The 12,494-nt window shown below is 31.2% G+C and carries 13 protein-coding genes; 7 read left to right on the top strand and 6 right to left on the bottom strand.

From position 1 onward, the window contains the following. Window positions 1-162 precede the first annotated feature (162 nt). Together HMPREF2663_RS07215 and yut are read right to left on the bottom strand one after the other, a co-directional pair. Window positions 163-1,305 carry an acyl-CoA dehydrogenase family protein gene (locus tag HMPREF2663_RS07215; protein WP_162155495.1) on the bottom strand — a complete coding sequence of 381 codons (1,143 nt, stop codon included), beginning with the start codon at window positions 1,303-1,305 and terminating at the stop codon, window positions 163-165. Between the two features lie 432 nt (window positions 1,306-1,737). Continuing rightward, window positions 1,738-2,640 carry an urea transporter gene (yut, locus tag HMPREF2663_RS07210; RefSeq protein ID WP_070846099.1) on the bottom strand — a complete coding sequence of 301 codons (903 nt, stop codon included), beginning with the start codon at window positions 2,638-2,640 and terminating at the stop codon, window positions 1,738-1,740. Between the two features lie 267 nt (window positions 2,641-2,907). Here yut and HMPREF2663_RS07205 point away from each other — a divergent pair, with 267 nt between their 5' ends. Genes HMPREF2663_RS07205 through HMPREF2663_RS07175 form a run of 7 tightly spaced genes read left to right on the top strand, consistent with a single transcriptional unit; the run spans window position 2,908 to window position 7,954 of the window. After that, the gene (locus HMPREF2663_RS07205; RefSeq protein WP_002476246.1) at window positions 2,908-3,210 is read left to right on the top strand and encodes an urease subunit gamma; all 303 of its coding nucleotides are present in this window, start codon (window positions 2,908-2,910) and stop codon (window positions 3,208-3,210) included. Between the two features lie 13 nt (window positions 3,211-3,223). Beyond that, window positions 3,224-3,625: an urease subunit beta gene (locus HMPREF2663_RS07200; protein ID WP_070592697.1), complete on the top strand. Its 402-nt coding sequence runs from the start codon at window positions 3,224-3,226 to the stop codon at window positions 3,623-3,625. 2 nt (window positions 3,626-3,627) lie between these two features. Next, a complete protein-coding gene (ureC, locus tag HMPREF2663_RS07195) occupies window positions 3,628-5,343 on the top strand; it encodes an urease subunit alpha (RefSeq protein WP_002476243.1) in 1,716 nt (571 codons plus the stop codon). Window positions 5,344-5,356: 13 nt separating this feature from the next. Further along, entirely contained in the window at window positions 5,357-5,809 is a 453-nt protein-coding gene (ureE, locus tag HMPREF2663_RS07190; RefSeq protein WP_002457967.1) for an urease accessory protein UreE, read from the top strand. After that, window positions 5,802-6,491, top strand: coding sequence for an urease accessory protein UreF (locus tag HMPREF2663_RS07185; RefSeq protein ID WP_002447293.1), 690 nt, complete (start codon window positions 5,802-5,804; stop codon window positions 6,489-6,491). The genes ureE and HMPREF2663_RS07185 overlap by 8 nt, the downstream gene beginning before the upstream one ends. A gap of 12 nt (window positions 6,492-6,503) precedes the next feature. After that, entirely contained in the window at window positions 6,504-7,118 is a 615-nt protein-coding gene (gene ureG, locus HMPREF2663_RS07180) for an urease accessory protein UreG (RefSeq protein ID WP_002447292.1), read from the top strand. After that, on the top strand, window positions 7,118-7,954 hold the full coding sequence (locus tag HMPREF2663_RS07175; protein WP_070846097.1) for an urease accessory protein UreD: 837 nt from the start codon (window positions 7,118-7,120) through the stop codon (window positions 7,952-7,954). Before ureG ends, HMPREF2663_RS07175 begins: the two co-directional genes overlap by 1 nt. A 104-nt stretch (window positions 7,955-8,058) precedes the next feature. On the opposite strand, the gene HMPREF2663_RS07170 is transcribed toward HMPREF2663_RS07175, so the two are convergent. The 4 genes from HMPREF2663_RS07170 to HMPREF2663_RS07155 form a co-directional block, all read right to left on the bottom strand. Next, the gene (locus tag HMPREF2663_RS07170) at window positions 8,059-8,403 is read right to left on the bottom strand and encodes a SarA family transcriptional regulator (RefSeq protein ID WP_002457969.1); all 345 of its coding nucleotides are present in this window, start codon (window positions 8,401-8,403) and stop codon (window positions 8,059-8,061) included. Between the two features lie 404 nt (window positions 8,404-8,807). Next, the gene (locus tag HMPREF2663_RS07165; protein ID WP_002447289.1) at window positions 8,808-9,131 is read right to left on the bottom strand and encodes a PH domain-containing protein; all 324 of its coding nucleotides are present in this window, start codon (window positions 9,129-9,131) and stop codon (window positions 8,808-8,810) included. Between the two features lie 35 nt (window positions 9,132-9,166). Further along, complete coding sequence (locus HMPREF2663_RS07160) at window positions 9,167-9,895, bottom strand: transcriptional regulator, SarA/Rot family (RefSeq protein WP_002447288.1); 729 nt, start codon at window positions 9,893-9,895, stop codon at window positions 9,167-9,169. Window positions 9,896-9,933: 38 nt separating this feature from the next. Beyond that, a complete protein-coding gene (locus tag HMPREF2663_RS07155) occupies window positions 9,934-11,907 on the bottom strand; it encodes a helix-turn-helix transcriptional regulator (protein WP_070501426.1) in 1,974 nt (657 codons plus the stop codon). Between the last annotated feature and the right edge of the window lie 587 nt (window positions 11,908-12,494).

Raw genomic sequence — 12,494 nt, 5'->3', positions numbered from 1 at the left:
ACTTATCCTAGAACTTTATGTCCCAAGCTCTTGCTTAACTTGAAGTCTATCAATGACTAAATTAAATTATTAATGTACATCGCGCTTTTTTTAAAATTTATATGCGTTGCAATGAAGAACATTAAATTCCATCTCATTCCTTTAAAGAATATCAATATGACATTAGAGTTTGTTTGTAATACTTTTAGCAATATTAGTGTAAGCCATATCTTCCATTGGTGGATTATGTAATCCAGCACGTATATCTCTATAGTACCGCTGAAGAGGTCTGCTCATTTCTAGGCTCTTAGCTCCAACTATTCTCATAGCTAAATCAACGATTTCTATACCTTGGTTCATTACCACTACTTTACTTGCTGAGGTTTCATTCCATATTTGTGCATCCTCTGTATATGATTGATATCCTCTAGCTGTACTCCATAGAAAATGTCTTGCAGAAAGTAATAAACTTTCCATTTTCCCTAAATTTTGTTGCACTGTAGGTAAACTATCAATCGAACCTGTAATACTGTTAGGACGATAATTTTTTGCAAAATCTACTGCATAGTCACGAGCTGCTTGTGCAATACCTAGATAACAGCTCGGTATATGAAGAAGCCAACCATTAGGTCTTGATTCACGTTTTGATTCTACAAAATTTTCATTAGGAACATGAACATTATCAAGAATTAAATCATGGCTCTCAGTCGCTCTCATACCAACCATATCCCAATTGTCAGCAATACTTACTCCTTTAGTTGACCGAGGAATTAAAAAGAATCCCATCGATTTAGTTTCTTCAACATAGGCGCCAACAATATAATGTGTCAATGCTTTACTCATAGATGTAAAGGTTTTAACACCGTTTATAACATAACCATTTTCAACTTTAACAGCATGTGTAGATGGGCGACCACCTCTAGTAGGACTACCAGTTTCCGCTTCACTGACTGCTCTATTGATCAGTGCACCGTGAACAACTTCTTTAGCAAAGGAATCTAACATTGATGGTGTCCACATATGTTGCTCGTACAATTGACCAATTACACTCAAATGCCACCCTATAGATAAAGCAGTCGCTCCATCAATAGCACCCAAATAACTTTGTAAAATCACCATATCTTCAATAGTAGCACCTTCACCTCCATACTCTACAGGCAAAGTTAGTTTAGTATATCCTTCCTTTATCAGCCATTCAATATTTTCATATGGGAATCTAGATTGAATATCATTTTCAGCTGCACGTGCTTTGAATTCACTTTCAATCTTTTTAAATTTACGAATCCATTTCTTTTGAATGTCAGTGTGAATTAAAAAAGACTCCATCACATTCACGCCCCCTATGACTCATTTTATTTTAAAATTAATTATTCATAGTTTAACACTCGACTTTATTTTTTCAAAATTTACGAATGGATCTTCATACGCATTTTTCTCTGATATTGAAAGGTTACCAATAAATATATACATAACTTAACTATGAATATATCTAATTAGTCAATTTTATTTCTTTTATAAAATTTCAATATAAAATCATCGCCACATTCATAATGAAGACAGATGCTTTTTAGTAGAATTTTGATTTTCAAATACATTTAAATTTTATAAAGTAATGCTAAAATTTCGGACATAAAACGTAGTGAATTAAATATCTGTTCTAAAACAGTTGTGATTATAAATTTAAAAATAATCATAGTGTATCAATTAAGGTTAACTCAATTTGCAAATTTTAATATTTTCACTTTAATTATGCATTATTTATACAGATTGATTTTTAATTCCTGCAAACAACATAATCCATGTAGCAAAAATAAATGGCCATGTTAAAGGTGGTAAACCTAAAGGTGCGAGCAATGTACTCAAACCTAAATGTATGAATGCAGTGAGCACTATTCCTAAAATCATTGCGAGATAACTATGGATTGCTGTCTCAAAAGTGACACCTAGCGCAATCGCAGATAAAACTACATTATAGCCAAAAATGCCGTCATTTATACTACTATAGTCTCCACCTAATAATATAATTATTAGGAACCCAATGATGTTTGCAATTATAGAAACAATTCCAGCTTTTTTAGAACCTATAAAAATCCCTATTAGAATTAATAAACCACCTATTATGCTGGGCATTAAAAATATTTGTCCAAATCCATCTAAAACTGATTGAAAAAAATGAACACGGATGTGGTCATTATTTAAAGATACCTTTTCTATATGCTCCGGAATAATATCAATCTGAGTATGTAACGTTTTAAGTTGATTAGGTATTAACAAAGTAATCCACGTCATAATAACAAACGGGCTAGTTAAAAATGCTATTTTATGTGGTTTCAATACTTCTCTTACCGCTGCTCCAATCGGTAACGTTAAAATAGTGGATACGAATGTGATTAATATACCGCTCCAATTGCTATCCAAAAATAAAGTAAGTGCAATTGCTGTTAATACAGGGTTAAACCCGGCTAATCCACTTTCGATTTCATCTTTTGTGTAATTCATATGTGGTGCCAATATCCAAGTCATTACACTTGCAATTATAGCACTGATTGCTACTTTCCAATTCACTGCAAACAATCCTATTAAAATGAACAATCCAGTATATAGATTATTAATTAAAACCACTTGAGAGATACTACTTAAAATTACTTTTATCAATTTCAATTTTATAGCCTCCTTTTATTCACAACATTAATTATTTAATAAAGACAATTTTCAAATTACCACTAAATATTCATCATATCAATTACATTTTACTAAAATAATGTTTATGTACGCTGGATATTTTTCATATTCATTCAACTTTATACACTTAATTTTAAAAAACATTGTTAATTCGATAAAATTATCAAAGTATTATACTTGTATAATTCATTAAATGGTTTTAATATAAAATTCGCAAGACAAATTAATTTGAAAGAAGGGATAGTTTTGCACTTTACACAACGTGAACAAGACAAATTAATGATAGTTGTAGCTGCTGAAGTTGCACGTCGTAGAAAAGCAAGAGGACTTAAACTTAATCATCCTGAAGCACTCGCTTTAATCAGTGATGAATTATTAGAAGGCGCGCGTGATGGTAAAACGGTGGCTGAACTCATGAGTTATGGAAAAACAATTTTAAACGAGGACGATGTCATGGAAGGCGTAGCTAACATGATTACAGAACTTGAAATTGAAGCAACTTTTCCAGATGGTACTAAGTTAATAACAGTCCATCACCCAATCGTTTAAGGAGGCTATATCAATGATTCCTGGTGAAATTATTGTTAAAAACACTGAAATAGAAATCAATAAGCATCACCCCGAAACGGTGATCGAAGTAAAAAATACAGGCGATAGACCTATACAAGTAGGTTCACATTTCCACTTTTTCGAAGCAAATAAGTCATTAGAATTTGATCGTGAGAAAGCATATGGTAAACATTTGGATATTCCTGCAGGCGCAGCTGTGAGATTTGAACCTGGTGATGAAAAAAAAGTACAACTTGTCGAATATTCTGGACGACGTAAAATTTATGGATTCCGTGGTTTAGTCGATGGCGATATTGATGAAGAACGCGTATTTCGTCCAAATGATTCAAATCAAAACGCCGCTGTTAAAAACGATGCAGGCGAAGACAATGCGAATAAAAAAGGTGGTAAATAAGCATGAGTTTTAAAATGACACAATCTCAATACACTAGTCTTTATGGACCAACTGTAGGAGACTCTGTGAGATTAGGAGATACGAACTTATTTGCACAAGTTGAGAAAGACTATGCAAATTATGGCGATGAAGCTACTTTCGGTGGCGGTAAATCAATTCGTGATGGTATGGCTCAAAATCCTAATGTGACAAGAGATGATAAAAATGTAGCTGATTTAGTTTTAACTAACGCATTAATTATTGATTATGACAAAATTGTTAAAGCAGATATCGGAATTAAAAATGGTTATATTTTTAAGATCGGTAAAGCTGGAAACCCAGATATAATGGATAACGTTGACATCATCATTGGTGCAACAACTGATATTATTGCTGCTGAAGGTAAAATTGTTACTGCCGGCGGTATCGATACACACGTGCACTTCATCAATCCTGAACAAGCTGAAGTTGCACTTGAGAGTGGTATTACAACGCATATCGGTGGAGGAACTGGTGCTTCTGAAGGGGCTAAAGCGACTACTGTAACACCAGGACCTTGGCATATTCATCGTATGTTAGAAGCAGCAGAAGAGATGCCTATTAATGTAGGATTTACTGGTAAAGGTCAAGCTGTCAATCATACTGCACTTATTGAACAAATTCATGCAGGCGCTATAGGTCTTAAAGTACATGAAGATTGGGGAGCTACACCTTCAGCATTAAGTCATGCATTAGACGTTGCAGATGAGTTTGATGTTCAAGTCGCTTTACATGCAGATACATTAAATGAAGCTGGATTTATGGAAGATACTATGGCTGCTGTTAAAGATCGTGTATTGCATATGTATCATACTGAAGGAGCTGGTGGTGGTCATGCACCTGACTTAATCAAATCAGCTGCATATTCAAACATCTTACCTTCTTCAACAAACCCAACATTACCTTACACTCATAACACTGTAGATGAACATTTAGACATGGTTATGATCACACACCATCTTAATGCTTCAATACCAGAAGACATTGCATTTGCAGATTCTCGTATACGTAAGGAAACTATAGCAGCAGAAGACGTATTACAAGATATGGGCGTATTTAGTATGGTAAGTTCAGATTCACAAGCAATGGGACGTGTCGGTGAAGTTGTAACACGTACTTGGCAAGTTGCACACCGTATGAAAGAACAACGCGGACCATTAGATGGTGACTTTGAATATCACGATAATAATCGTATTAAACGTTACATTGCAAAATATACAATCAATCCTGCCATTACACATGGTATTTCTGACTATGTTGGATCTGTAGAAGCGGGTAAACTTGCCGATTTAGTAATGTGGGAACCTGAGTTCTTCGGTGCCAAACCCGATCTTGTTGTTAAAGGTGGCATGATTAACTCAGCAGTAAATGGTGATGCTAATGGCTCCATACCAACTTCAGAGCCTTTGAAATATCGCAAAATGTATGGTCAATTTGGCGGTAACATTACACATACTGCTATGACTTTTGTTTCTAATACTGCATACGAAAACGGTATTTATCGTCAACTTAATTTAAAACGTATGGTACGTCCTGTTAAAAATATTAGAAATTTAACTAAAGCAGATATGAAAAATAATAATGCTACACCTAAAATAGATGTGGATCCACAAACATATGAAGTATTTGTTGATGGTAATAAGATTACGAGTGAAGCAGCAAAAGAATTACCTTTAACGCAAAGATACTTCTTATTCTAGGAGGACGTAAATCATGATTATAGAAGAAATACAAGGAAATATTGCTAATTTATCACAAGATGAAAAGCAAAAACATGTTGAAAAAGTTTATCTTGAAAACTCTGATTTGGTTAAACGTATACAACGTGTTAAAACAGATCACGGTAATGAAATAGGAATACGACTTAAACAACCCATTGATTTACAGTATGGTGATATCTTATATCAAGACGATACAAACATGATTATTGTCGATGTAAATAGTGAAGACCTACTAGTAATTAAGCCTAGAAGTTTAAAAGAAATGGGAGATATTGCCCATCAACTTGGTAATCGACATCTGCCTGCCCAATTTACAGAAACTGAAATGCTTATTCAATATGACTATCTTGTTGAAGATTTATTAAAAGAGTTGGGTATCCCCTACTCACATGAAGACAGAAAGGTCAATCAAGCATTTCGACATATAGGACATTCGCATGATTGATCATCAACATTTAAGACTATTTCAGTTCTGTGATTCTCAGTTTCCAACTGGTGCATTTAGTCATTCATTTGGACTTGAAACATATATTCAAAGAGAAGCTGTTCATGATACTGAGACATTTATTGAATGGTTAACATTGTTTATAAATGAACAATTAACTTATTCAGATGGGTTAGCTATGAGAATTGTGTACAACGCATTAATACGCAATGATAAAGATAAAATTTTAGATATTAACCAAAAACTATTCGTACAAAATTTACCTAAAGAAACACGTATTGGCGCTAAGCAAATGGGCACACGCATGGTAAAATTAGCTTTAGATCTTTATGAAAGTGAATGGATTCAATGGTACTATGACCAAATGAAAAGTCATAAAATACAGCTTCATCCAGCTGTGTGCTTTACTATGCTAGGACATGATTTAGGCGTCAATGTAGAGTCCATCATTGATTATTACTTATATCAAAATATCTCTAGCCTTACCCAAAATGCAGTTAGAGCGATTCCTTTAGGACAAACAGCTGGGCAGCAAGTCGTAACTGAAATGATATCCCATATCGAGAAGGTACGTAATCACATACTAGAATTAGCTGAGAGTGATTTTGGTATGACTGCTCCCGGCTTAGAACTTAATCAAATGGAACATGAAAATGTTCATGTTAGAATCTTTATTTCATAGGAGGCATATGAGATGTCAAATCCAATTAAAATTGGTATCGGGGGCCCTGTTGGTGCAGGTAAAACCCAATTAATAGAAAAAGTGGTTAAACGTCTTGCTAAAGAAATGAGCATTGGCGTTATAACAAATGATATCTATACTAAAGAAGATGAAAAAATATTAGTTAATACTGGTGTTTTACCAGAAGATAGAATCATTGGTGTAGAAACTGGAGGTTGTCCTCATACAGCGATTCGTGAAGACGCCTCAATGAACTTCGCAGCCATAGATGAGTTATTAGAACGTAATGATGATATTGAACTCATTTTTATTGAATCAGGTGGCGATAACTTAGCGGCTACGTTTAGTCCAGAACTTGTTGACTTTTCAATTTATATCATTGATGTTGCACAAGGCGAAAAGATACCACGTAAAGGTGGTCAAGGTATGATTAAATCTGATTTCTTCATTATTAATAAAACAGACCTTGCACCATATGTGGGCGCTTCATTAGATCAAATGGCTAAAGATACTGAAGTATTTCGTGGAAATCGTCCATTTGCTTTTACAAATTTAAAAACTGATGAAGGTTTAGAAAAAGTTATTGAGTGGATTGAGCAAGACGTCTTACTCAAAGGGTTAGCTTAATGGGTAATCAGAGTTGGACTGGCCTATTGGATTTAACAGTTTTTAATAATGGCCAAAGCTCAAAAGCACGAAATATATATTTTGAAAAAGCGCTCAAAGTCCTACGCCCTATATACTTAGAACAATCTCCTGTACCAACTTTCTATATTGTGAATGTTGGTGGAGGTTATCTAGATGGAGATAGATACCGGGTCAACGTCAACTTAGAAGATAAAGCACAAGTAGTACTCACTTCTCAAGGTGCAACTAAAATATATAAGACGCCCAATAATCATGTAGAACAGTATCAAACATTTCATTTATCAAATCAGTCATATATGGAATTTGTGGCAGATCCTATTATTGCCTACGAAAATGCTAAATTTTACCAGCATAATACGTTCCATCTTAAAGAAGATAGTGCTATGTTTTACACTGATATATTAACACCAGGATATTCATCTAAAGGGCAAGATTTTACGTATAAATATATGCATCTTATTAATGAAATTTACATTGAAAATCAATTAGTTGTTTTTGATAATATGATGTTAAGTCCTGAGAAAAGTAAACTCGACGGTATTGGGTATATGGAAAACTATACACATCTAGGTTCTGCTTATTTTATCCATCCGGACGTAAATCAAAGTCTCATAGACGATATTTACGTGGCGGTTGCTGATTTTCAAAAACAATACGACTGTAGAATAGGTATCTCACAATTACCTACTCATGGATTGGCTGTTCGTATTTTGACTAAAAGAACTCAAATAATAGAAGAAATTTTGACTCGTGTTCAATCATATATCAATCAAACGATTTATCATCGACAAATTAACTCCTTAAGAAAATATTAATTTTTTCAAATAAAAAGACTAGGTGCTCACTTTAAAGTGGGATACCTAGTCTTTTTTAGAAATCTTCATCTTAAAAACACACATGAAACGCCAGTGTCTTAGTATTATTTGATATAGTTTTCTAATTCTAAAATCAATTTTTTTATTTTTTCTCGTTGTTCATCGGATACAAATACAATTACTGTTCTTTCATCATGCACGCTTCTTTTTTTAGATAATAAATTTAAATCTTTTAATTTTTGTAATGCTTTAGTTAAATAATACGGTTTAAACTCTGAACATGTAGCAATTTCTTTTGAAGATATTTCGTTAGATTCACTTTTCAAAATGTGATTAAGAATATAAATTTCTTCATAATTTAAATTATATTGCTTTTTAGTATCTCTAAAAAATTTTTTAACTTGAAATGTCGCATTAACCAAATCATTGATGTCTTTAATTTTTCCCATTATAAAACCACTCCTCTGATGCACATCTTGTTGTAGCAAGGTTCACATGTATTTTATCTAACCGAAAATTTCTCCGCCCATGTTACAAGGTACATTTTAAACAAATAAGTATAAGAATTCAATATTTTTATAACTACAAAATGCATTTATACATTTATTTCTTAACCAAAACATTTATAATAGTGAAATTGATGTAATTAAAAATATTAATACTAATAATATATCACTAATTACGTCATCGTATTTTTTAAAATTTTAATATAACATATCTGTTTAATTGGAATTAATTCGTATACATCAAAAGAGCAGTCAAATTTTTTACATAAGGCATTTTAAAGGTATCAAATCTTTTACAATTCAAAATTTTAAGTTCATTGTAAATACCACATAATAAACTAGTATATTTATTGAATTTGTTGTTTTATATAATCAACAAAAGCTTGTACATCTTCAGTCTTAATTTCACGCATTGGAACTGTTCCAATATTGAACTCAAATATAATATCTGAACCATCAAAATGAATTTGATTAATTTCATCATAACGTATATTTCGATAATAAAATTGTCCATTCATATCAACATTCATAATTAACCGCTCATTTGTTGCTATGAAGGCACCTTCAAATTTAGTCTGGCCCTGTACGTTATACTCAATTACACCTAATACAGAGGGTCCTTTTTTCTCGGTAGGAAATAAATCATCTGGATTCACATTGTCTAAAATCATTCTTTCAACTCCTTTTAGTTAATACAAATTTTATTTTACACATGCTGTATTCCCTGTTCTAATTTATTGTAACATTCCTCGATTTCTGACTGAATCACATTAATTTTTTCTTTTCTAAGTGTTAATACAATATAGCGTTCATCATCTCTACTACGACTTTTAATGAGATAACCTTTTGACTGTAAGGTCTTAATAATAGGTCCCAATGAAATGATTCCCTTTAAAGAATGTACTTTTATGCTTTTAAATGTAGTCTTGTTATCACTAATGATAAGTAACCCAAGAAGGTATAATTCTTCTAATGTTAAATGTTGATGGGTACAAGATTGTTCAATCACTCTAAATTGACTATGGCATTTTAAATAATACGATAATAAAGTTGAATGATTGATTTCGTTTATTAATGTAGATTTCACCTCTAAGAAGTGTTCTAGTTCTTCAATTAATTGAGTTATTTTACTAGATTGATTTTGAGTTAACGTAATAACTAGTCTACGTTGGTCGTATGGATGTCGTTTTTTTGAAATCCAATTAAATTCATATAGATGTGTAATACTTTTTAACAATTTGTTTTTTTGATAATTTTTGTAAAAGATGATCATATTTAAACTTAATTCTTCTTTATGATTTTCAGTGAAATGTAATATAAATATTAATAATTTAAGCTGTTCAATTGTCAGCTGGTAGCCATATTTCAAATATTCTATTGTGACGTGATCTAATACAAAATGGGCTAAGAATTGTTTAATCTTCTGTTGTTGCATTTGATGATAATCCTTTCTTAGTCAACAACCTTGCACGACTACGAACAAAGAAATGTTAAATGAGCAATACTCATTTTAGGAAGATCAACTATTGCTTGTTGGCTTTCTTTACTCTTCAACTTTGCTAACCAATATTGATGTGGGTATGGTATATGACTATCTAGCTCATCATTCTCATTCATTAAAAGTGGTATCATTTCTATATATTCATATTCTGCATGGTTGAGTGATTGAATATCTGAAAAAATTAATTGTTGATGGTTTACATTTTCCTTAATCGTATTTTTTAAAGAGATAGCAATGGCCTGATATTCATACTTATATTGAGTCATAATGATTGCATCATCTTTATAGACGATTGTCCCCCTTAATTGGTTAAACATTCTTATTACATATGACAAGATATGATACGGTTTTAAATTTGAATGATATGTTACTGTGGTAGCGTAATCAGAGGAAGGTTGTATTAAAACACCTCTCACTTCTCCACACATTTTAATTAATGTATGAATATGTTGAATCCATGGATATTCCACAATCTCACTTTTTAAATCGGTCAAATAGCTAGTTTCCAAAATGACTTTTTCAAATGATATCTCTTTAATATATAAATGTAATTGATTAATAGGAATGAAAATTTGAGTCACTTGTTTTTCTAAATTTTGATAATTAACATTTCCATTTTTCTCATTTTTAATACGATAATTTAATTTATAATATTCAAAATAAGAACTAATCATCTTTTTTAACTGCACTACTTGTTTTAACATCATGTCCTCTACAATAAATTCAATCTCAAGTTGATTAAATTCTCTTAGCATGATGAATAACATTTGAAATGTTAACTTCAGAGCCATTTTTTCCTTTGATGTAAAAGTATCATGTCGATCGGTAATGATTTTAAATGTTGGAATTAAATTCAAACCGGAACAAAAACGTAAAATTTTCAACATCTCATAACGACATAACTCTTTGTTTTCAATCATAGAAGTGTAGTTAAGCTCTATTACATAGCGCATTGATTTTTGACTTAAACTTAAATTACGCTTTATATGAATTATCTGCTCCTGATCAAGAATAGTACTTCGGTTATCTTCAATATAAATATCATAAGAACGATATTTTTTCCCTTTATCTGACATCTCAATATATTTTTTACTTATTATTTTTGAATCTAAATCTTGTAATTCGTGAATGTTCATAAGAAAATGTCTATCTAAATCAATTTCTTCAGCAGTATTTTTGAAGATAGACGTCGCTATATAATCTCTTCTAATCAATTTAGGTGTGTAACCATATGTATTTTTGAATAATTGTATAAATCGAGAATAATGATGAAAACCATGATCTATAGCTATTTCTTCGATAGGTTTATGGGTTGTCAAAATATCTATAAGACAAAATTTTAATCTAAGTTGATTTAAATATTGATTAAATGTTTGAAATGGCGTTTGTTTAAACATAGATGTAAGTGCTTGATTTGATAGGTTAACAGCTTCAGCTAGTTCATGTTTGTTGATTTTACTGTCATGATGATCCACTAAATATTGATGTATATCTTCAGATAAATAAAAATCTTTATTGACATCAAGTTTTGGTTTCTTTAGATAACTCAATTCAATAAGTAAAAATTGTATCAATCTTTGTATCTCGGACACATCATTATAAGATAAACAATGTAACTCTAATATTTTTAATATCCAGTATTTTATTCTATCTCTACTACGTTCATCAATCTTTGTACCACTTATTAAAAATTGAGTATCCTTCTGACTAATATATCGATGTATTGGTATATCGATAATACAACACATGGTATCCGTATTACTTAACAGTGAATACGTATCATTCATTACAACAAATGCTATATCATCTTTCTTTAATGTATGTTTCTGAACATTGATAGTGATTTCACATTTCCCTTTCAAACAATAAAATACCTTTACACTCAGTGCCTTTTCTGTATTAATGGCTAAATTATTAAAAACACGTATCGAATAATTTTCTCTCATATGTCTTCCTCACGATGTCCTAGTGTGTATTTTAAATTAAACTTCTCCCCGATTGCTAAACTAAATTTAACTAGACAACATCTATTTTTCAGTGTCTATTATACAACTCTCAAAAAATTAGTAGTAACAAATTAGATTTTAATTATATCAATTTTCTTTTCCATTTATATAGCTTTCTCAAAATATTGCTCAATCATATCATCAAATCAACATAAAATATCAAAAATTCAAATACTGTTTATTCACATTGCTATGTTAATTATTATCTAAAAGAATTTTCAGTAATTTTACATTCATGTAACAATGTTTGTGTTACTCAAAATCAAATACTTTAAAAATGCTGAGCGTATCATTTCTATTCATATTACATAAATTAATTGGGTTAAATGAGATTGTGTAACAATATTAGCAAAAAATTACAAATCAATAACAATGCACACAAACATCAATTTTTCTGTTAGAGTATGGCTTGTCGTTAAACAAGAACGAATAAAAATTATTTTGTAACTCATTGATCACATGATTATTAATTATAAAAAAACTAGTTTAATTTTCAGGAGGATATTTAACAATGAAAAAAATCGCTA

Origin of the sequence: Staphylococcus sp. HMSC077D08 (assembly GCF_001837945.1) — a bacterium.
GTDB classification, from domain to species: Bacteria; Bacillota; Bacilli; order Staphylococcales; family Staphylococcaceae; genus Staphylococcus; species Staphylococcus epidermidis.
Note: the sequence above shows the minus strand (reverse complement) of the source record. Positions and strands in the feature narration are given on the sequence as shown.

Bases quoted from the DNA above. Each gene is read 5' to 3' on its own strand.
- HMPREF2663_RS07160 (WP_002447288.1), bottom strand. From the start codon at position 9,895: ATGCAACAACAGAAGATTAAACAATTCTTAGCCCATTTTGTATTAGAT.
- HMPREF2663_RS07185 (WP_002447293.1), top strand. From the start codon at position 5,802: ATGATTGATCATCAACATTTAAGACTATTTCAGTTCTGTGATTCTCAG.
- ureG (WP_002447292.1), top strand. From the start codon at position 6,504: ATGTCAAATCCAATTAAAATTGGTATCGGGGGCCCTGTTGGTGCAGGT.
- HMPREF2663_RS07165 (WP_002447289.1), bottom strand. From the start codon at position 9,131: ATGATTTTAGACAATGTGAATCCAGATGATTTATTTCCTACCGAGAAA.
- HMPREF2663_RS07215 (WP_162155495.1), bottom strand. From the start codon at position 1,305: ATGGAGTCTTTTTTAATTCACACTGACATTCAAAAGAAATGGATTCGT.
- HMPREF2663_RS07175 (WP_070846097.1), top strand. From the start codon at position 7,118: ATGGGTAATCAGAGTTGGACTGGCCTATTGGATTTAACAGTTTTTAAT.
- HMPREF2663_RS07155 (WP_070501426.1), bottom strand. From the start codon at position 11,907: ATGAGAGAAAATTATTCGATACGTGTTTTTAATAATTTAGCCATTAAT.
- ureC (WP_002476243.1), top strand. From the start codon at position 3,628: ATGAGTTTTAAAATGACACAATCTCAATACACTAGTCTTTATGGACCA.
- HMPREF2663_RS07170 (WP_002457969.1), bottom strand. From the start codon at position 8,403: ATGGGAAAAATTAAAGACATCAATGATTTGGTTAATGCGACATTTCAA.
- ureE (WP_002457967.1), top strand. From the start codon at position 5,357: ATGATTATAGAAGAAATACAAGGAAATATTGCTAATTTATCACAAGAT.
- HMPREF2663_RS07200 (WP_070592697.1), top strand. From the start codon at position 3,224: ATGATTCCTGGTGAAATTATTGTTAAAAACACTGAAATAGAAATCAAT.